Source organism: Pseudomonas sp. NS1(2017) (assembly GCF_002269425.1).
In the GTDB taxonomy this organism is placed as follows: domain Bacteria; phylum Pseudomonadota; class Gammaproteobacteria; order Pseudomonadales; family Pseudomonadaceae; genus Aquipseudomonas; species Aquipseudomonas reactans.
This window is the reverse complement of the sequence record NZ_CP022960.1, coordinates 4,768,586-4,787,958: the sequence shown is the minus strand read 5'-3', so window position 1 is coordinate 4,787,958 and position 19,373 is coordinate 4,768,586. Positions and strand designations below refer to the sequence as shown.

The 19,373-nt window shown below is 59.0% G+C and carries 18 protein-coding genes; 10 read left to right on the top strand and 8 right to left on the bottom strand.

The annotated features are described in order from the left end of the window. Positions 1-11: 11 nt before the first annotated feature. The 5 genes from CI807_RS22310 to CI807_RS22290 all read right to left on the bottom strand — a co-directional run bounded on the left by CI807_RS22310 (position 12) and on the right by CI807_RS22290 (position 5,395). The gene (locus CI807_RS22310) at positions 12-1,700 is read right to left on the bottom strand and encodes a WD40 repeat domain-containing protein (RefSeq protein WP_095016253.1); all 1,689 of its coding nucleotides are present in this window, start codon (positions 1,698-1,700) and stop codon (positions 12-14) included. 28 nt (positions 1,701-1,728) lie between these two features. Further along, entirely contained in the window at positions 1,729-2,325 is a 597-nt protein-coding gene (ribA, locus tag CI807_RS22305) for a GTP cyclohydrolase II RibA (protein WP_095016252.1), read from the bottom strand. 10 nt (positions 2,326-2,335) lie between these two features. Continuing rightward, positions 2,336-3,367 carry a formylglycine-generating enzyme family protein gene (locus CI807_RS22300; RefSeq protein WP_371857987.1) on the bottom strand — a complete coding sequence of 344 codons (1,032 nt, stop codon included), beginning with the start codon at positions 3,365-3,367 and terminating at the stop codon, positions 2,336-2,338. 76 nt (positions 3,368-3,443) lie between these two features. Then, the gene (locus CI807_RS22295) at positions 3,444-4,340 is read right to left on the bottom strand and encodes a VOC family protein (protein WP_095016250.1); all 897 of its coding nucleotides are present in this window, start codon (positions 4,338-4,340) and stop codon (positions 3,444-3,446) included. Beyond that, entirely contained in the window at positions 4,340-5,395 is a 1,056-nt protein-coding gene (locus tag CI807_RS22290) for a methyltransferase (protein WP_095016249.1), read from the bottom strand. Before CI807_RS22290 ends, CI807_RS22295 begins: the two co-directional genes overlap by 1 nt. A gap of 339 nt (positions 5,396-5,734) precedes the next feature. Between CI807_RS22290 and CI807_RS22285 the strand changes: the two genes are divergently transcribed. The 3 genes from CI807_RS22285 to CI807_RS22275 all read left to right on the top strand — a co-directional run bounded on the left by CI807_RS22285 (position 5,735) and on the right by CI807_RS22275 (position 8,195). Next, on the top strand, positions 5,735-6,388 hold the full coding sequence (locus tag CI807_RS22285) for a metalloregulator ArsR/SmtB family transcription factor (protein ID WP_095016248.1): 654 nt from the start codon (positions 5,735-5,737) through the stop codon (positions 6,386-6,388). A gap of 45 nt (positions 6,389-6,433) precedes the next feature. Next, positions 6,434-7,171 (top strand): nitroreductase family protein, encoded by a 738-nt coding sequence (locus CI807_RS22280; protein ID WP_095016247.1) that lies wholly within the window; start codon positions 6,434-6,436, stop codon positions 7,169-7,171. A 154-nt stretch (positions 7,172-7,325) separates the two neighbouring features. Continuing rightward, complete coding sequence (locus CI807_RS22275) at positions 7,326-8,195, top strand: oxaloacetate decarboxylase (protein ID WP_016975727.1); 870 nt, start codon at positions 7,326-7,328, stop codon at positions 8,193-8,195. Positions 8,196-8,306: 111 nt separating this feature from the next. Here CI807_RS22275 and CI807_RS22270 read toward each other — a convergent pair whose 3' ends face one another. Then, positions 8,307-9,206: an alpha/beta fold hydrolase gene (locus CI807_RS22270; protein WP_095016246.1), complete on the bottom strand. Its 900-nt coding sequence runs from the start codon at positions 9,204-9,206 to the stop codon at positions 8,307-8,309. A gap of 105 nt (positions 9,207-9,311) precedes the next feature. On the opposite strand from CI807_RS22270, the gene CI807_RS22265 reads away from it, so the two are divergent. The 3 genes from CI807_RS22265 (at position 9,312) to CI807_RS22255 (ending at position 12,521) form a co-directional block, all read left to right on the top strand. Beyond that, complete coding sequence (locus CI807_RS22265; RefSeq protein ID WP_218239526.1) at positions 9,312-10,214, top strand: LysR substrate-binding domain-containing protein; 903 nt, start codon at positions 9,312-9,314, stop codon at positions 10,212-10,214. Positions 10,215-10,449: 235 nt separating this feature from the next. Continuing rightward, entirely contained in the window at positions 10,450-10,713 is a 264-nt protein-coding gene (locus tag CI807_RS31355) for a peptidoglycan-binding protein (RefSeq protein WP_157742069.1), read from the top strand. Positions 10,714-10,817: 104 nt separating this feature from the next. Further along, on the top strand, positions 10,818-12,521 hold the full coding sequence (locus CI807_RS22255) for a penicillin-binding protein 2 (RefSeq protein ID WP_095016243.1): 1,704 nt from the start codon (positions 10,818-10,820) through the stop codon (positions 12,519-12,521). On the opposite strand, the gene CI807_RS22250 is transcribed toward CI807_RS22255, so the two are convergent. After that, positions 12,518-13,399: a LysR family transcriptional regulator gene (locus tag CI807_RS22250; RefSeq protein ID WP_095016242.1), complete on the bottom strand. Its 882-nt coding sequence runs from the start codon at positions 13,397-13,399 to the stop codon at positions 12,518-12,520. The genes CI807_RS22255 and CI807_RS22250 overlap by 4 nt on opposite strands. Positions 13,400-13,693: 294 nt before the next feature. On the opposite strand from CI807_RS22250, the gene CI807_RS22245 reads away from it, so the two are divergent. Further along, positions 13,694-14,728 (top strand): D-cysteine desulfhydrase family protein, encoded by a 1,035-nt coding sequence (locus tag CI807_RS22245; RefSeq protein ID WP_095016241.1) that lies wholly within the window; start codon positions 13,694-13,696, stop codon positions 14,726-14,728. 16 nt (positions 14,729-14,744) lie between these two features. Here the strand turns inward: CI807_RS22245 and CI807_RS22240 are convergent, their stop codons facing one another. Next, positions 14,745-15,449: a GntR family transcriptional regulator gene (locus CI807_RS22240; protein ID WP_016975721.1), complete on the bottom strand. Its 705-nt coding sequence runs from the start codon at positions 15,447-15,449 to the stop codon at positions 14,745-14,747. 98 nt (positions 15,450-15,547) lie between these two features. Between CI807_RS22240 and CI807_RS22235 the strand changes: the two genes are divergently transcribed. From CI807_RS22235 to CI807_RS22225, 3 genes are read left to right on the top strand one after another with little or no spacing between them, the layout of a single operon-like run. Beyond that, entirely contained in the window at positions 15,548-16,549 is a 1,002-nt protein-coding gene (locus tag CI807_RS22235) for an Ldh family oxidoreductase (RefSeq protein WP_095016240.1), read from the top strand. Between the two features lie 30 nt (positions 16,550-16,579). After that, positions 16,580-17,791, top strand: a complete 1,212-nt coding sequence (locus tag CI807_RS22230; protein WP_095016239.1) for an iron-containing alcohol dehydrogenase — start codon at positions 16,580-16,582, stop codon at positions 17,789-17,791. 38 nt (positions 17,792-17,829) lie between these two features. Further along, positions 17,830-19,278, top strand: a complete 1,449-nt coding sequence (locus tag CI807_RS22225) for an NAD-dependent succinate-semialdehyde dehydrogenase (RefSeq protein ID WP_256578581.1) — start codon at positions 17,830-17,832, stop codon at positions 19,276-19,278. Positions 19,279-19,373 lie beyond the last annotated feature (95 nt).

Below are 19,373 nucleotides of genomic sequence, written 5' to 3'. Positions count from 1 at the left end.
AGATCCTTGGGTCAAGAGGCGCGACGGGTGGCGATACCGTAGATATGGCCGTCATAGGAGCTGGCCAGGAAATCATCGCTGGCAAGGCTGTGGGTAATACAAGAGATGCCGCTGGCCGTGGGACGCTGCACCTGCTGCCAGGAACGGCTGGGCAAATCAAACAACGCGATGGTGCCGCTGTAGTTGGCGGTGGCAATGACCTCGCCATCGGCGGAGGCACAAATGCACTTGATGGAGTTGCGGTGTGGCGTGTCGTAGACCTCGTCCCCGCTGTCCAGCCACAGGCGCAACTTCAGGTCGCGGCCAATACTGGCAAAACCGCCTTCGACCCGGCAGCAACCGTTGGAGATACGCGTGTGGGCATTTTCGATATGCCGCGAACAGCTGAAGTCCTCGATCGAGTGCAGTGCTGCGGCCGCCGACGCGCACACGCTGAACAAGTGATGCTCATTGGCGGCCACGCCCTTGATTGCGTTGTCGTGCATCGGGATCGAGGCCACCCACTTCAGGCTGTTATCGCCATCGATGACAAAGACCAGGCCTTCACCCGTGTAAGTTCCGATCAGCGCATGGAGTTGGCCGTTGCGTTGGAAGGTGGTGCCACAATTGAGTGGCGAACGGTGCTGATACAGCAGGCGCCCGCTGAGGGCATCGAAAACCTGCCCCATCTGCCCGCCGGTCAGCAGCAACGGCCCGAACGGCAACAGGAAGTTGCAAAGGCTGCCAACGCCGCTCAATGGTTGGTTGTCGCGAAACAGCAAGCCGGCGTCACCGATGCTGTACTGTTGGCCATCGCGGGTGACCACGGCATTGATGCTTACCGCCGGCTGGATCCCTTCCACGGTCCACTGGTCGGTTTCATAATCCCAAGTGGCATAGCGTGAACCAAAGGTTGCGAACACCAGCGCATCACTGCCAACGAACGCGCAACTGCGCGGCCAGACAATGCTGGGCAGGTTGGTGCTGCGCAGTTGCTCCAGTTGGATGCCATCAAAGCGCCAGAGGATCGCCAGGCGGTCATAACTCAAGGTCACCAGCAGTTGCTTTTCATCGTTCCAGACGATCCGTTTGATCCCCGCATCATGTGCGGCAATGGAGCGGATATCGCCCTGATGGATAATCGAGATGCGCCCTTCATCATCCCCGGCAAACACCACGCCGGCGCGAGTGATGGCAACGGTATCGGTCTCGACCCCACCGATATCCACCTCATCACATTGCTTGAAACTGGCGGTATCCCACTGGCGCACGGTGCCGTCGTCGCTGCTGGAAATCAGCCGCTTGCCGTCCGGCGACCAGACCACGGAAATCACATCAGCCTGATGCCCACGGCACGTGCCCTTGAGGTTGCCGTCCAAGTCGAAGAGGCGCAGTTGATGATCGCGTGAGCAGGTCGCGATCGACGTTCCGTCCGGTGAAAACACGGCCATTTCCACATCGTCGTCATGCCCCGATAGCACGGCCTTCAGGCGCATGCTCGGCACTTCCCAAACTCGGGCGGTGTAGTCGCTGCTGGCGCTGACAAGGAATTGGCCATCGGCACTGAACGCGCACTGGTTGGCCAGGTGGTCATGGCTGACACGGTGGATCGAATGCCCGGTGCGGGCGTTCCACAAGATCACTTGGTTGTCGTAGCCGGCGGTGGCGATGAACTCACCCGCATGGGCGGCGACACCACTGATAGGGCCTATATGTTTCATCGAAAATTCCTTTTCCTGGAGAATGAAATCAAAGCTTGATGGTGTGCCGCGACTTGCTGACTTTCGAACGCAAGTAGTTGTGGTTCTGCTTGGTCAGGAACACTCCGGTGGGCACGGAACTGACCACGTCGATCCCGCCGTCGCGCAGTTGTTTGACCTTGTCCGGATTATTGGTCAGCAGCCGGCAGCGATTGACGTCCAGGGCACGCAGCATGGCGACCGCAGGGGCAAAACTGCGCGAGTCTTCCGGATGGTTGAGCTCCACATTGGCTTCGTAGGTGTCCATGCCCGCGTCTTGCAGCAGGTAGGTTTCAAACTTCGAGTACAGGCCGATTCCGCGTCCTTCCTGGCGCAGGTAAATCAAGTAGCCGCCTTGGGCATTCAACGCCCTGAGTGCTTCCTGCAACTGCGGGCCGCAATCGCAACGTTGGGAGCCGAACACATCACCGGTGATACATTCCGAATGCACCCGAACCAGCGGTACTTCGGTATCCGGCCGGCCTGCCCTGACGGCAAAATGCTCGTTGTGTTTGTCAAAGCCTTTGAAGCCGAAGAACTGTGCATTGACGGACCCACCAAGAATCGAGATGGGGACTTGCGTATGCAGCGTTACTGGAGTGTCCATGACTAAGCCTCTATGTGCGTGAGACGTTCTGGTCAACGTTGTTTTCCACTAAACGGAATCCCATGACATAGATGGGTCTTGGATAACGTCCATGTCGGCGCTGATTGCGCGCAAGATCCCTGAAACGGGTGAAGCTGCCTCCACGGGCCACACGGTGCCGACCGACATCCAGCACCAGGTCATCACTGATCACAGGCCCGCCCGGGTACGCCTGATAATCGTCGGCAACGTACTCTTCCACGTTGCCGGCCATGTCGAGCACGCCAAAGATCGAGGCTCCTTCAATAAATACCCCGACGGGTGTCGTGGTCAGCAGCCCCAATTCGAGGGTGTTGGCGTACTCGACATTGAATGTTTCGCCCCATGGAAACTGCGCGCGCTGCAGCCCTGCCGCGGCGTACTCCCACTGCGCTTCGCTGGGCAAGGCGAACGCGCGCCCGGTGCGAAGGCTCAACCATTGGGCGTAGGCGTCGGCATCGGCGTCACTGACGCTGTACACGGGGTGGTTGGCCTGGTGCTGGGGGAAACGGCCAAAGGCCCAACTGGTCGGCAAGAACGGATAACCGGTATCCAGCAGGAAGGCGCGGTATTCACTGTTGGTCACCGGATACCGAGCCATGCGAAAACTCGCGAGACTGACCCGATGATTGGGGGTTTCCTTCTCGATCCAACTGCGGTCCAGGCCCAGACCCGCGTAGGTCTTCATGACCGTGTCGACGCGTTGCGGCTCCAGGCCGATTTCCACTTGGGCGGCGGGAATGTCGCGCAGGTTGGGATTGAATACATCGATACGCGGGTCGCCCTTGCAGCCCAGCACCTCACCGGCGGCAATTCGTCGGACCAAGGGTTCGGCAGCGGACTCGACCATCCGCAACAGTTGCTCGATGGGTGCACTCATCAACTGTCCGGTGGCGTCGGCGATCTGCCGGGTCAGTTCATATTCCACGTAAGCCGGCGGGTAGCCCATCAATACCCGGTCAGACGTGTTTTTCGGCAAGGGGCTCGGTAGCGTTGGCCAATGCCAACCGTATTGATTTGTCATAGGTACACCTTTATTCCGAGCGAACAAATCCGCGACCGAGCGCAAATCCGCTCGGCGTGCGTTGATCAGTCAGGTATCAGAGTCGGTCGAGCAGCAACCTTCGATTGGTCTCGAGCATTTCGATTTCGGTGGAATACACTTCAACCACCAACCCATCGGGATCTTCGAAATACACGGCAGTGCGGACATTGTCCGGACCCTGGTGATAACCCGGGGATGGGCCATTGCCCTTGACCAGGGTAATAGTGTCGTCGGCAGCGACCTTGTCGGCGATGCGCCTGACATCCTCCGGCAGCGCCCGGATACCGATGTGATAGCCTTGCGGGTAAGAAAAATCGCTATTGTGCTCGATAAAGAAGTCGAATCCGTTCAGCTCCATGACCACTTTGCGCGGCCCGAGGTTGTAGCAATACCGCGCGCCGAAGATTTCGCGGTAGAACGCCTGGGAGGCCTCCAGGTCACGGGTCAGGATATTGATATGGGCCATTTGCGGCCGTTGGGATTCCTGGGCGGCCGCCGCGATGGACACCCCTTCCAGGGCACGCCACATCTTGATCGCCGCGGTGAATTTGGAGAAGCCGGCCAGCCAATGCTTGACTGTTTCCTGGAACACGTCCGCGTCATTATTGAGCGCAAGCGCATGGGGATAGACGAAACACGCGGCGTGCTGCAGCCATATCGCGCTCAGCGGTTCAGCAATCGGTTTGACCGCCGTGCCTTCGTGCAGGCGAATGACGCTGACCGTTTTGTTACGGTAGACGTCCACCAACGCCTTGAGCCGAGCGTCCAGTGCATCAGGGCTATCAGCGGCTGACACCAGCAGGATTAGCCCGTCAGCCTCAGGTAGCCGGGCATTCTCTACGGCAGCGCACAGTTCAAAGCCAGCAGTCTTGGCGCAGTTGTTCAATGCCCCAAGAAACGCGCTCATGTGTGCCGCCGTGTCAGCGGAGTACAGGGTGATAAACCGCAACATCAGCCTACCCTCCTCTCAGCACGACGTCCCATCAGCAGGCTGTAACGCCCGATAGGCTCTTGCGTCACCTCGAAACCCTGGGCAGCTATCTGCTCGGCGATCCAACGGGTGGGGTGCAACTCGCCATGCACCGTGTTGACCATCATGTGCAAGGAGAAGTCTGCCGACAGTGCCGGATGAATCTCATCACTGTCCAGGGTCATGCTCAGCACCAGCAGTGAACCACCGTCATTCACCAGTTGCGCGGCCGAACGCAGCAACGCTTGGGTTTCTTCGCGAGTGAAGTAGTGCAGGCAGTCATTGACCATCACCACGTCTGCACGCTCGCCTTCGTAACGTGCCAGATCCAGCAAGTTGCGTTCCTTGAACGTAAGGCGCCCCGCCAACTGGAATTTTTCGAGGGTGCTTTCAGCCGACTGGCGTGTGGCTGCCAAGTCCCAGATCTCACCCTGGACCTGGGGGTGACGGCGTGCGATTTCAGCGATATAGGTGCCGTGCCCACCGGCCAGGTCGATAACCTTTGTAGCGCCGGCGAAGACCGGCAATGCTTTGAGTACATCGACCATGGGTTGGCTGAAGCGCACCATCGCATCGTTAAAGGCATCGCGTGCGGCGATGTCGTGCTTGAAGCGATTCTCTTGTTGGAAATCCATGGACTCGGCGCTGCTGAGGATCTCCCCCAGGCGCGGCCAGTTCTGCCACTGCAAGCGCTGGTGGTCAATAATCGGGCCGATGAACTCAACGCTGTGACTGACCAGAAAGCGCTGGGACAGAGGCTGATTGACGTAGGTGTCCTGGTTTTTTTTCAACAGGCCCAGGGCAACCAGGCCATTGAGGAAAATCTTTGTCTTGTTGGTGACCCAACCCATTTGTTGGCTGATGGCGAGGGCGGTGGCGGGTTGGGCTGTTTGATCGAAGATCCGCTGCGCTACGGCGAAGTGGAGGATGGCGGACTGCCGATACTGGTCGGAAAGCTTCACCAGATCGACCACGCTGTTGAGGGCCGTAATCTCTTCCGCGTGCTCATAAATAGTTGTCGGTTTTTGCACAGTCATACTGATTCTCTTCCTTGGGTATTGTTATTTTCACTGACGTCGGCAAGCGTTGGCGGCTTGGGCGCAGTGTGTATTTAACGGTCCGGAGTCGTATGCAACTGAACGTGTGGCCAGAGGCTTCCAAAAGCTCGCTACCAGCCTAGCCCTAAGAAACACAAAAGCAAGGACGACCTTTTATAATTATTCGGAATCAGTACAATAATACTTATTCTATTTATTAAATATTTTCCTCGTCCGCAAAACTGACTATGCTCATGCCCTCTACCCTTACGCAATGGATGGCGCCAAAGGTCGACAAACTTCAGTGACGTGCTCACTCCCCATGGTTACACGCAATTTATGACCTCCAGACCCACTGACGACACCCAGTCATCCACTGCTGATCGCATTCTGTTTTTGCTCAAAACCCGTGGCCCGCTCAAAACCACCGAACTGGCTTCCTTGCTGGAGCTCACCTTTGAGGCCGCCCGGCAGCAAATCCAGAAATTGCAGACATCGGAGCTGATCGTCGGTGTTTCGGCGCCCACCCAAGGGGCAGGTCGCCCCTCCTTGAAATGGGCGCTCACCGACACCGCGCAAAACAAGTTCCCCGACTCCCACAGCGTCTTGACCCTGCACTTGATCGAGTCCATCGAGGGCGTTTTCGGCAGTGACGGCGTCGAAAAAATCATCACCAGCATGGAAGCCACCAATCGCCAGGAGTATGTCCAGGCGTGTTCGCACGCTTCGACTTTGGAAGAAAAGGTCGGCATTCTGGTGCGTATTCGCGAACTGGCTGGCTACATGGCGCATATGGAGCCCGAAGGCAAAGGATGGTTGCTCATTGAAAACCATTGCCCGATTTGTGCTGCGGCACGTAAATGCCAGGGTTTCTGTCGCTCGGAGTTGCAGATATTCCGTGCAGCGATGGGCGATGACGCGAGTGTCGAGCGTTGCGAGCACCTGATCTCTGGCGACCGACGCTGCGTCTATAACATTCAGCCACTCACTTGAACTCGCTTGTTCTTAACGCTTCAGCAGCCCTTAAAGGAATAAGGCATGACGCCAACCCTCGACTTGCTCGCCAGCCATCGAAGTGAACGCAGCTACCACGCAACGCCCATCAGTGACGAGCATCTGAACGCTATTTTGCGCGCGGGCCACCAAGCCCCAACGTCATTCAATGCCCAGCATATTTCGGTGGTCGTCGTGCGCGATGCGCAGACTCGCCAGCGCATCGCAGACGTGGCCGGCGGCCAGCTCTGGATCGCCGCGGCGCCGGTATTCATCACCGTGGTGGTGGATTTTCACAAGACCGCCGTCGGCGCCGCACTCAATGGAAACGAACAGCAGATCCAGCGTCATCTCGAAGGCATGATCGCCGCCAGCACCGACGGCGGCATCGTGCTCAGCACCATGATGATCGCTGCACGCTCGCTGGGGTTGGGCGTAGTGCCCGTCGGAGGTATTCGCGCCAACGCCCTGGAAATGATCAAGATATTGGACCTCCCCCAGGATACCTTCGCCCTGTGCGGCATGGTCCTGGGGCACGTGCGTGTACCCGCAACACAGAAGCCGCGGATGTCCATCGACACGTTTTGTCATTATGAGCGTTACAATGGCGCTGCGCTGGCGCCGGCCATTGTTGCTTACGACCAACATCTCATGCGTCACTGGCAGATCATCGGGCGTGCAGAGGGTCAGTCCTGGTCCAGTACCATTGGCCGCACTTACGCGCGTAATTACCGTGCCGACCTCAAGGCTCAACTGCTCACCAACGGTTTGGCGGCCGACTGAGGCTCTTTGCGTCCCTTAACGACGTCGCTGATATGTGCGTTGTGCATACGCCATTCTCAAACGTCATAATCCTACGTTTTCCTACATGGTAATCTCACAAGCCTATCAATAGGCATTGATCGTATGTCGACAATGGCCCCAACCAGGAAAGATCATGCCAAAAAAGTCCCACAGCGCCCTGCGTCGTAGTTTTCGTGAATTGCTTGCAACGCCTGCGTGTGTTGAAACCGCCTCCGTTTTTGACCCGATGTCCGCGCGTATCGCCGCAGACCTGGGTTTTGAAGTCGGCATCCTCGGCGGCTCCGTTGCATCGTTACAGGTACTGGCCGCGCCCGATTTCGCACTGATCACCCTGAGTGAGTTCGTTGAGCAAGCCACCCGTATCGGCCGTGTTGCCCAGTTGCCGTTCATTGCCGACGCCGACCACGGCTACGGTAACGCGCTGAACGTGATGCGCACCGTCGAAGAACTTGAGCGTGCCGGTGTGGCCGCGTTGACCATTGAAGACACGTTGCTGCCCGCGCAGTTTGGCCGCAAGTCCACCGATCTGATCTCCATCGAAGAAGGCATCGGCAAGGTCCGTGCTGCGCTGGAGGCTCGTGTTGATCCGGAGCTGTCGATCATTGCGCGGACCAACGCCGGCGTGTTGCCGACCGAAGCGGTTATCGAGCGCACCCTGGCGTATCAGAAAGCCGGCGCCGATGGCATTTGCATGGTGGGTGTGGCGGATTTCGAGCATCTGGAGAAGATCGCGGAGAACCTGACCGTGCCACTGATGTTGGTGACTTACGGCAATCCCAAGCTTAACGATGCCAAGCGCCTGGCGAGTCTTGGCGTGCGCGTGGTGGTTGCCGGTCACGGCGCTTACTTTGCCGCAATCAAGGCGACCTATGACAGCCTGCGTGCCCAGCGCCAGTTGACCCACAGCACCGATAACCTCAGCGCCACAGAGCTGACGCACACCTATACCCTGCCGGAAAACTACGTGGCGTGGGCTGAAGAGTTCATGGACGTCAAAGAGTAAAGCGCCCCGCTCCGCTTTCCTTGCAGGCAAAAAAAGTTCCAACGCCCCGGTTGATCAATGGCTGTCGGGGGCGCTGGAACAAAACGGGAAAACTGAATAAAGCGGCTGGTTTTAAGCGATCCGGGCGGCGGCCTGCAGGAACCTCAGGATTTCATAGGCAATCAGTTCGGGCGCCTCGCGCTGCGGAAAATGCCCCACCCCCTCGATCACGACCCGTTCGTAGTGCCCGGAAAAGAACGGCTCACGGCCCTTGGAGCTGTCCGGGTGATTGCACGTATCGGCACCGCCATGCAGGACCAGAGTCGGTAGCGCCAGGACCGGGGCAGGAATCAGTTTCAAGTCCGCCGCATCCGACGCTGCGTCACCGTCAACGAATCCCCATCGATGACGATAGGAATGCAAGACAACCTCGGCCCAATCCGGTCCTTCAAATGCACGGCTGGCCGTCTGGAAGTCGTCCTCCGTAAACCATCCGGCAGGTGACCAGGTTTCCCACATAGTGCGGGCGAATTCATGCCGGTTCTGCTCAACCGCTTCGCGCCCCCTGGGTGTCGCCATGAACCAGTGATACCAGTAGTTCCGGGCTTGCTGGAGGGAAATGGGTTGATGAGGATCATTGGTCCCGTAGCCCACCGACACCATCACCAAGGCCGACGCAACACCCGGCCGGAGCCCGCAGGCGCTGGCGACTGCCCTTGCTCCCCAGTCGTGGCCGACCAGCACGGGCGCTTGCAAATCCAGGGCGTCGATGAAGTCCAGCAGGTCCAGCCCCAAGGTTGCCAGTGCGCCACTGCGCGGTGTGTCGGCATCGCGGAACGTGGTGGGCGCAAAACCCCGCAGTGCCGGTGCCAACACACGAAAACCGGCATCAGCCAAGGCCGTTGCGGTGCGTATCCAGGTTTCAGGGCTGTCCGGCCAGCCATGCACGAGGACGGCAACCTTGTTCGAACCGGGGTTCCATTCCAGATAGCCGACGCTCAACAGCGGTGTGGACACAAAGGCGTAACTCATGACGTTTCAGGCTCCAGGCAATTAGCTCAGACAGATGCTATCGCCAAGAAACAAACTGATTCATGATGAATATCGACTGATTGACAATATTTTGAGGTGAATGCCGTGAGTCTGGACAATCCCGCCGTCTCCCTGGATATCTCCCTGCTGCGGACCTTTCTGACGGTGGTCGATTCAAGCAGTTTTGCCTCCGCGGCAGAGGTGTTGGCCATCACGCCTTCGGCCGTCAGCGGCCATATCAAGCGTCTGGAGGACGACGTCGGAATCCGGCTGCTCACCCGGACAACTCGCCGCTTGGCGCTGACCCCTGAGGGAGAATTGCTCTACACCTACGCACGAAACATTACCTCGCTCGAACGGGAGTTCCGCGCAAAGTTGCGCGGCTCGCATGTCGAGGGCCGAATTCGTGTCGGCTCTTCCGAGGATTTCGCAGGCACGTGGCTGGCAGAAGTGCTGCAAACTTTTGGGCGCAGCTTCCCGCGCACGGCCATTGAAATGAAGGTCGGTATCACCTCTGATCTGCTGCAACAACAGCAGCGAGGCAAACTGGATGTGGTGTTCGGGAAACAGTGCAGCAGAGTCACGGATGAGGGCGATCTGCTGTGGGAAGAGCCGCTGGTGTGGGCGTTCAATTCAAAGGCCGTGCTCGCTGACGACGGCCCTCTTCCACTGGCCGTATTCCCGGAGCCCTGTGTGTACCGTGAAGCCGCTATCCGTGCATTGTCGGGTGTAGGGCGACCCTGGCGGTTGGCGTTCGAGAGCAGCAGCATGGCCGGTTGCATTTCCGCTGCCCTGGCGGGCTTTGCCATTGCGCCCTTGGCCCGCAGCCAACTGCGTGAAGGGCTTAAAGCGCTGGGGCCGGCTGAAGGGCTGCCGCCCCTGGCGAGTGCACGTTTCCATGCGTTTTACGACAGAACCGAAAGCCCTCTCAGAGCGCTGGTGGACGCGGTCAAAGAGATTGGCAGGCGCCGGCGCTTTATCGCGCAGTCATTCCAAACCACCGGTTAGTTCAAAAAGTACCTGTGCTGCGTTTTTTAGCGTGTATCCCTGCTGTATCGTAAAACCGATACACGCTTTCAAATCATTGCAACGAGGCAGTACCGTGAAGAGGATACGCAACAGGGTCAGGGTCCACGGCGTTGTACTGTCAGGCTGCCTGTTAGTTGCAACATGCACTCAGGCCTCCCAGGCCCCTCTCCCCGTCTATGGGCTATATAACGTTGCAGACTCACTGAAAAACAACATGCAACAGCCGTATTACACGGCCCCTTACTTGCTGTCTGATGCACTGGCCTCCCGCCAGGGTATTGCCTTGGTTGTTTGCGTACAAAGGGCCTTGGCGCAGAGAGAATATTACACCGGGGCTATAGATGGCATCGTCGGGCAGGAAACAGAAACCGCGTTGTTTCTGTTTCAGATGGACCTGGAGTTGAATATCACCGGCAGCATTAACTCCGCGACCTTGGAAAAACTCAATATCCACACACCTGAATGGTTTAGTCAGTAAGCCATTCGCCCACTGCCTTCCTCCTTCCTCTCTACGTCATGCACTTCTACAGGCGAGGATCATGCCTGTCTGAGTTTCAAGCAACCTCTATAAGTTCAAGTTCTATGAACCCTTCTATTACTGGATACCCCTGGCGCTTTCGAGTGGTCATTTCACTCTTCGCAGCATTGGTCGCGTTAATCTCCTGGCGCATCCTCGATTTGCAAGTCATCAACCGGCAGTTCCTGATAAAACAAGGGGATGCACGTAGCCTGCGCTATCTCCCACTCCCCGCGCAGCGCGGCCTGATCACCGATAGAAATGGCGAACCGCTGGCCGTCAGTACACCCGTCATCTCGTTCTGGGCCAACGCCAAGGAACTTGCGATGGCGCAAGACAAATGGCCATTGCTGGCGGTGTTGCTGGAAATACCTGAGACCCGGCTGGCATCCTTCCTGGAGAAGAATGCACATAAAGAGTTTGTTTATCTGAGCCGTCGCCTGCCACCGGATAGAGCCGAGGCGATCACCCACGGGGTCCATGACAACCACATCCCTGGCGTGTATAGCCTGGAAGAATCCCGTCGTTTCTACCCGGCAGGCGCCCTCACTGCCCATGTGGTGGGGTTTACCGACCTCGACGATAAAGGCAGCGAAGGCATCGAATTGGCGTTCGACAACGTGTTGAAAGGGGTTGCGGGACGCCAGCAAGTCCTGAAGGACCGCCGTGGCAGCCTCATCCGCGACCTGGGCACTGCCAAACCGGCAAAGCCGGGGCAGGATCTGGCGCTGTCGTTGGACCTGCGCTTGCAATACATGGCAAACCGCGAGCTTCAGGACGCCATCAACGCCAATGATGCCTTCGCCGGCAGCGTGGTCATCATGGACGTCAGGACCGGCGAGGTCCTCGCCATGGTCAATTACCCCACCTATAACCCCAACAACCGAAGCCATCTCCAGCCAGTGATGATGCGCAACCGGGCCTTGATTGATGTGTTTGAACCGGCCTCGACGATGAAGCCCTTTTCCATGAGCGCGGCGTTGGAGTCCGGCCGTTGGAAGCCGACCGATACCGTCGAGGTCGGCTCGGGGATTCTGAAAATCGGCAGATACACGATCCGGGACCTGTCCAGGACTCAAGGGCCGGTATTGGACATGACCGGCATCCTGATCCGGTCAAGCAACGTGGGAATGAGCAAGGTGGCATTCGATATCGGCGGTGAAAAGGTCTTCGACCTGATGCGCCGTGTCGGCCTGGGGCAGGACACCGGGCTGGGTTTCCCCGGTGAGCGCGCCGGCAACTTGCCCAACTACCGGGAGTGGCGCCCGGCCGAGACCGCGACGCTTTCATATGGGTATGGGTTGTCTGTCACGGCTGTCCAATTGGCCAAGGCCTACGCGATCCTGGCGGACGGTGGCAAAAGTGTGCCGATCACCCTGCTTCGCCGGTCGTCGGCGCCCGTCCCGGTGCAGGTGATCCCACAAACGGTCGCCGATACCCTCAAGCACATGCTGCAACAAGTCATCGAAGCACCAAAGGGCATATTCCGGGCCAAGGTGCCTGGCTACCATGTGGCCGGTAAAAGCGGCACGGCACGCAAGACGAGCACGGGTGTGAAGGGCTACACAGCGAACGCCTACCGCTCGATCTTCGCCGGGTTTGCGCCGGTGAATGACCCTCGGTTTGCCATCGTGGTGGTCATCGATAACCCACGCAAAAATGGCTATTTTGGCGGGTTGGTATCGGCCCCAGTGTTCAGTCGGGTCATGGCAGAAGCTTTGCGGATGTACAACGTTCCTCCTGACAACCTGGACGCAAACACGCGTTAGCCCAAGCGGGCCATGACGAAGTCGACAAATACCGCCAACTTGGGCAGGGACTTTTTCTGGCGCGGATACACGATTTGGACCGGCTTGGGCTCTGGCAGGAATGCCTCCATGATGCTGACCAGCTTGCCTTCTTTCAGGGCATTGGCGACTAGAAAGTCGGGCTGCATCAGTATGCCGTTACCTGCAATGGCGGCCTGGAGCAGCACCTGGCCGTCATTGCTCTTCAGCACTGCGCGCTCTGGCCAGGGGAATTGCGCGTCGCCACTTTTCAGCGACCAGGCAAATGTGTTGCTCCAGGAGGTGTGCGTCAGAATAGCGTGGGTGCGCAACGCCTCGGGCGTGGTGGGTGTTTGTTGCGCCTGAAGGTACTGAGGCGCCGCACAGATCACCATGCGATAAGGCGGAAGGGGTTTTGCAATCAGATTGGCCTCGATCAGTTCGGAAATCCTGAAGCCTATATCGAATGAGCTTTCATACAGGTCCATGACCTCGTTGCTCAGGATCAGCTCGATCTGGATGTCCGGGTAAGCGCGCATAAACTCCGAGACCAACGGCGCCACCAGGGAAACCCCCAATGTCATGGGCGCGGTGATGCGCAATAACCCGCTGGGTTTGCCGGTGGAGGCCTCAACCAGGTTGTAGGCGTACTTGACCTGTTCCAGCGCGAGCTTGGCTTCTTCATAAAAAAGCCGCCCCTCGCCCGTCACCGATTGGCGTCGTGTTGTCCTTTGAATCAATTTGGTGTTCAGCGTTTTTTCCAGGCTTTGAATATGCCTGCCTACCATGACGGCTGACATGCCCACCAATAAGGCGGCGTCGGCAAAACTTCCGGCTTCTACCACTGCAACAAATACTTCCATCTGCCTGAGTTTGCTCATGAGCGAATCTTCACACCTCAAAAAACGACGCTAACAACAAGGCCGCAGAAAAATACGCACGCTTGTCAACTTCGTCAACACTCACTATTGGGACTATGACTTTGTAAGTTAAATAACGGCTTATTCATTACTTCGGGTTCGACTATTGCTAACTAACGCTACTTTTCTACAGTGAAACGCAAACACTGGATTGCTAACCTCAGGTTAGTAGACAGCAAACGGCCGGTCCATTTATTGCTGGCGCGTTTATGCATAGAGTCATCCGTCATCACCCTGAGCGACGAGGCTTTTCCCATGCAAACCCCACTGGATACCGCCCTCAGTGCCTTTCCCAAGGCCGACCTGCTGCAAGGCCCTACCTCGATTCAGCGGGCGTCTCGGTTGGAACAGCACTTGGGATTGGTCGAACGAGGCATTGGCCTTTACCTCAAGCGTGACGACTACATGCTCATCGGCGGTGGTGGCAACAAGCTGCGTAAGCTGGAATTTCACCTGGGGGCTGCGCTCGCACAAGGCATCGACACGATTATCACCGTGGGCGGCATTCAATCGAACCATGCGCGCTTGACCGCCGCCGTCTGCGCAAGTCTGGGAATCGCCTGCGAATTGGTGCTCACGCGGTCGGTGCCCAAGACGGAGATTGAGTATGAGCTCAACGGCAATGTTCTGCTGGACCAGCTGTTTGGTGCCGAAATGCATGTGCTGGACAAGGGCGCTGACGCGTTGGCCATGGCCGAGGTCAGGGCTGAGCAACTGCGCAAAAAAGGTCGCAAAGTGCTGGTGATTCCAACGGGAGGGTCGACGGCTGCAGGCAGCCTTGGCTATGCGCGCTGCGCCGGGGAAATCGTCCGGCAGGAAGCGTCACTCGATGTCGCCTTTACCCAAGTGATCGTGCCCAATGGCAGCGCCGGCACCCATGCGGGGCTCGCCGCCGGGTTCGAATACCTTGGCAGAGGCGCAGACACCGTGAAGTCCTATTCCGTGCTCAGCGATCAGCCAGCCAGTGCGGCCCGCACATTGCAACTGGCCCAGGACACGCTGGCACTGCTCGGCAACAAAGCGGGGTTAAGCGCAGGGGCCATCCATGTCGATGGCAGCCAATTGGGTGAAGGTTATGGCGTACCGACCCAGGCGATGGTGGAAGCCGTTCGCCTGATGGCGCGCTGCGAAGGCTTGCTGATCGATCCGGTGTACTCGGGCAAAGCGTTTGCCGGGCTAGTCGCCGACCTGCGGCAAGGGCGCTATCGCCGTGGCGACAACGTGTTGTTCATCATGACGGGTGGCACGCCTGGGTTGTTTGCCTACCGCGAGGCATTGACCACAGCCTGAAGAACGCTTGCCCCGCCTAAGGCAGGGCTTCGAAAATAGGCGCCATGCGACTGCGAGAACGGAGGATATGCTCCTTCATCGCATCACTGGCCGCCTCTGCGTCTGCGGCCAACAGCGCCTCGACGATCAGCCCATGCTCCAGACGTGCCTCATCCGTGACATGGGTATGAAAACGCAGGCGGAACAAGTGCATGTGGGCATGCAGGCGGGACAAGGTTTCGGCGACCAGTTCGTTGTCACCGAGCTGGATGATCCACGCATGGAAGTCCGCGTCATGCACGGCAAACTTCCCATACGCCACTTTAGCGTCGTCGGTGGCGGATGACTCCATCCGACGTGTCAGCTCCAACAGCGTATCGCGCTGTGCATCGTTCATGTTTCTCGAGGCCCTGGCCACCATGTAGGGCTCAAGCATCAGCCGCATGTCGTAGATCTCTTCGAAGCGCTTACGCGAAGGCATCGGCGCCGCGCTGTACCCCACGTTATGCGTCTTGATCACCAGCCCTTCGGTTTCCAGGCGGATCAATGCCGCGCGGATCGGCGTCTGCGAGACGTTCAGCTCCCTCACCAAAGCATCCACCGACATGCGGCTGCCTGGCGCGATCTTCAGGGAAATGAGCTGGGAAAGCAGTGTTTCGTAGACCTGATCGCCCAGGGACGTCGAGCGAATGATTTCCGGGGCGGACGATGAACCGGCGTTGGCAAAGGAAGAAGTGACCACAGCAAGTCTCTCGAAAAAATCGTTGACACCATGGTATCGCCCGATTAGCTTAAATCAAATCGTATTTCCGATCGGATTTTATTTAAGAGGGCAAACGCTTGGAAACCATCAGTATCGATCTGGCTCTTTCAACCAGCATCAGGGCCCTCGAAAAGGCTGGCGTCGCGCCCGAAAACGCGAGGATCCAAGCCGACCTGCTACTCGAAGCCGAGCTTCGCGGGCGTGCCTCTCACGGCCTGCAACGCTTGCCTCGCATCATCCAGCGCATTGAAAACGCAGTAGCCGATCCCGATACCGTCGGTGTCTCGACCTGGAACGGCACGAGCCTGCTTGAAGTGGATGGCTGCAACGGACTGGGCCCCGTCGTGGCGTTCAACGCCCTCGCGCAGATTTCGGCGCGGGCTCGGGAAACCGGCGTCGCTGCGGCAACGGTCAGCCACTGCAATCACATCGGCATGCTCGCCCTCTACGCGCAACGCATTGCCGAACAGGGCCAGATCCTGATCGCCATGACTACCAGCGAGGCACTCGTGCATCCCTGGGGCGGGCGCAAAGCCATGATCGGCACTAACCCGATCGCCATCGGCGTACCGGCCACTCCCCTGCCCTTTGTGCTGGACATGGCCACCAGCCTGGTTTCCATGGGCCAGGTGCACGACTACGCCAATCGCGGCCAAGCCCTGCAGCCAGGTTGGGCGCTGGACGTCCATGGCGACCCGACACTGGACGCCAAAGCCGCACGGGACGGCGCCATTGCCCCGTTCGGCGATGCCAAGGGTTATGCCCTGGGCCTGGCTATCGAAGTGCTGGTTGCCAGTTTGACCGGCTGCGGGTTGGGCACCGACGTCAAAGGCACGCTGGACAACGACCAACCGTGCAACAAAGGCGACATTTTCATCGTCCTGCAACCGGCACACAACGCCGCGCACGCCATCTCCACCTACCTCAATGCCATCCGCGAGTGCGAACCGGCCAAGGCTGACCGCCCGGTGCTGGTGCCGGGCGATCGTGCCCACGAGGTTCGCCGTCACAGCCTGGTTGACGGTATTCGCCTACCCGCCGGTGTCTGGCAACAAATTCGAGTCTACGCGGGCGAGTAAGCCGCCTGCCTTGTGAAACAGGGGAACCCAATGAACAACAATAATTTCGGCCTGACGCGCAGCCCAAGCGCGATTCTGTTTGGTGACGGCCAACGTCATGCGCTGGGGCGCGTCACGGCACACGTGGGTCAACGTGCGCTGATCTGCACCGATGAGCGCTTGTCGATTTCGCCGTTGCTGGAGGAAATGCTGCAAGACCTGACCAGAAACGGTGTCGCCTACCGCGTGTTCGATGGCACGCAACCCGAGTTGCCGTCCGATGGCATCGAAACCTGCGTGCAGGAACACCGTGCGTTCAACCCGGATGTCGTCATCGGCCTGGGCGGTGGCAGTTGCCTGGACATGGCCAAGCTGGTAGCCCTTTCGCTGAGCCACGGCGGATCCCTTGAACACTACTACGGAGAACTGAAGGTGCCAGGGCCGGTGCTGCCGGTCATCGCGATTCCAACCACCGCCGGCACCGGCTCCGAAGTGACGCCGGTGGCGGTGATGGCCGACAAGAAGCGTGACCTGAAAGTAGGGATCTCTTCGCCTTACCTCATCCCGCACATCGCCCTCTGTGATCCGGAACTGACCGTCACCTGCCCTCCGGGGTTGACAGCCCTGTCCGGCGCCGATGCCCTGACCCACGCCATTGAAGCTTTCACGGCGGTGGCCAACCCGGCAGATCCCCTGCTCTCGCAAAGCCGTGTGTTTGTCGGGAAAAACCTCCTCAGCGACCAACACGCCCTCACCGCCATCAAAGCAATCTTCGAATACCTGCCACGGGCAGTCGAGAATGGCGCTGACCGGGAAGCGCGCAGCCAAATGATGTTCGGTTCTCTTCAGGCCGGCCTCGCGTTTGGCGTTGCCGGCACCGCCGCTGCCCATGCGATCCAATATCCGGTTGGCGCACTGACCCATACGGCCCACGGCCTGGGCGTGGCGGCGTTGTTGCCGTATGTGATGCGCTTCAACGCCGAAACCCATCTGCACGCCTACGTCGCGATCGCCCGGGCGATCGGCATCACGACTGCATCCCCCGAGCAAGCCGTCGATGAACTCATTCATCAAACCCGGCAACTGCTCAACCGCATCGGCATCCCTCGCACCCTTGCCGACCTGGGGGTCCAGGAAAGCCAGCTGGACTGGATTGCAGAGCAGTCACTGCTGTCGGCGCGACTGATCAACAACAACCCCCGTCGCCTCGAATTGGGCGACCTGCAGCTGCTCACCCGCCGCGCGTTCCACGGCCATCTTTGACAACTCAACCACGCAGGTAGAACAACAACATGGTGCATATGACCCAACCCCACGACTCACTGCCCACCGATCTGTTCATCGGCGGCCAGTGGCTGCCCTCCACGTCTCGCCAGCGCATTGATGTGATCGACCCCTCGACCGAAGCGGTGATCGCCAACGTCGCAGATGCCACGCTGGAAGATGCGCGCGCTGCGGTCGCCGCTGCGGCAGCGGCAGCGCCTGCCTGGGCGGCGACGCCACCGCGCCAGCGCAGTGAAATCCTGCGCCGCTGTTTTGAGTTGATCAGCCGTGACAGCGACAAGATCGCGCGGTTGATCGCCCAGGAAAACGGCAAGGCCCTCAGTGATGCGAAAGGCGAAGTGGCCTACGCCGCCGAGTTCTTCCGCTGGTTCGCCGAAGAGGCCGTACGCATCAACGGCGACCTGAGCAAGGCGCCCAGCGGCCAGGCCAATACCCTGGTGCAATACGAACCCATCGGCATTGCCTTGCTGATTACACCGTGGAACTTCCCGGCGGCCATGGCCACGCGCAAGATCGCGCCGGCACTGGCGGCAGGTTGCACGTGCATCCTCAAACCCGCCACTGAAACGCCCCTCACGGCCTACCTGATCGGTCAGATACTCGCTGAAGCCGGTGTGCCGGACGGTGTGGTCAATATCCTCACCACCCGCTCGGCGGGCAAACTGTGCAGCGATATCCTGGATGATCCACGGGTGCGCAAACTCTCGTTCACAGGCTCGACAGAGGTCGGTCGTGTGCTGCTGCGCAAGGCCGCCGACTCAGTGATCAACTGCTCCATGGAGCTGGGCGGTAACGCGCCGTTCCTGGTGTTTGACGATGCCGACCTTGAGGTTGCCATCGACGGCGCCATGCTCGCCAAGATGCGCAATGGCGGCGAAGCTTGCACAGCCGCCAACCGCTTTTACGTGCAACGCGGCATCGCCGAAGCGTTTTCGGCGCGTCTGGCACAACGCATGGCCGACCTGCGCGTCGGTGACGGCGTCGACCCGCAGACCCAATGCGGCCCCATGGTCAATGCCGCTGCCGTGGACAAGATCAGCGCGTTGGTCAACGACGCCTGCGCCAAGGGCGCCAAAGTCATCGCCGGTGGTGATAAACCCGCGCGCCAAGGTTACTTCTATAACCCGACGGTACTCGTCGACGTACCGCCCACGGCCGATCTGCTGCGCGAGGAAATCTTCGGCCCTGTCGCCCCCATCGTCGTATTCGATACCGTCGACGAAGCGATCAAGTTGGCCAATGCCACCGAGTACGGGCTGATGGCGTACGTGTTTACCGCGGACATCGGCAAGGGCATGCGTATTTCGGCTCGCCTGGAGAGCGGCATGATTGGCTTGAACCGTGGGATCGTGTCTGATCCCGCCGCGCCTTTTGGTGGCGTCAAGCAAAGCGGCCTGGGGCGCGAGGGGGCTCATCACGGCATGCTCGAGTTCCTCGAAGCCAAGTACATCTCCGTGAATTGGTGATCTAAAACGCGGTAGCAGCTGTTCGACAACGTGCACCCTGGTAACGCTTCGAGTGTTTACCACCCTTGTGTGTGCCCGCCGAAGCGCGGCTGCTA

Excerpts from the sequence above, each read along its gene's own strand:
- CI807_RS22310 (WP_095016253.1), bottom strand. The coding sequence starts at position 1,700 with ATGAAACATATAGGCCCTATCAGTGGTGTCGCCGCCCATGCGGGTGAG.
- CI807_RS22275 (WP_016975727.1), top strand. The coding sequence starts at position 7,326 with ATGCCAAAAAAGTCCCACAGCGCCCTGCGTCGTAGTTTTCGTGAATTG.
- CI807_RS22230 (WP_095016239.1), top strand. The coding sequence starts at position 16,580 with ATGAACAACAATAATTTCGGCCTGACGCGCAGCCCAAGCGCGATTCTG.
- CI807_RS22295 (WP_095016250.1), bottom strand. The coding sequence starts at position 4,340 with ATGTTGCGGTTTATCACCCTGTACTCCGCTGACACGGCGGCACACATG.
- CI807_RS31355 (WP_157742069.1), top strand. The coding sequence starts at position 10,450 with ATGCAACAGCCGTATTACACGGCCCCTTACTTGCTGTCTGATGCACTG.
- CI807_RS22270 (WP_095016246.1), bottom strand. The coding sequence starts at position 9,206 with ATGAGTTACGCCTTTGTGTCCACACCGCTGTTGAGCGTCGGCTATCTG.
- CI807_RS22285 (WP_095016248.1), top strand. The coding sequence starts at position 5,735 with ATGACCTCCAGACCCACTGACGACACCCAGTCATCCACTGCTGATCGC.
- CI807_RS22245 (WP_095016241.1), top strand. The coding sequence starts at position 13,694 with ATGCAAACCCCACTGGATACCGCCCTCAGTGCCTTTCCCAAGGCCGAC.
- CI807_RS22225 (WP_256578581.1), top strand. The coding sequence starts at position 17,830 with ATGACCCAACCCCACGACTCACTGCCCACCGATCTGTTCATCGGCGGC.
- CI807_RS22255 (WP_095016243.1), top strand. The coding sequence starts at position 10,818 with ATGAACCCTTCTATTACTGGATACCCCTGGCGCTTTCGAGTGGTCATT.
- CI807_RS22300 (WP_371857987.1), bottom strand. The coding sequence starts at position 3,367 with ATGACAAATCAATACGGTTGGCATTGGCCAACGCTACCGAGCCCCTTG.
- CI807_RS22280 (WP_095016247.1), top strand. The coding sequence starts at position 6,434 with ATGACGCCAACCCTCGACTTGCTCGCCAGCCATCGAAGTGAACGCAGC.
- CI807_RS22290 (WP_095016249.1), bottom strand. The coding sequence starts at position 5,395 with ATGACTGTGCAAAAACCGACAACTATTTATGAGCACGCGGAAGAGATT.
- CI807_RS22250 (WP_095016242.1), bottom strand. The coding sequence starts at position 13,399 with ATGAGCAAACTCAGGCAGATGGAAGTATTTGTTGCAGTGGTAGAAGCC.
- ribA (WP_095016252.1), bottom strand. The coding sequence starts at position 2,325 with ATGGACACTCCAGTAACGCTGCATACGCAAGTCCCCATCTCGATTCTT.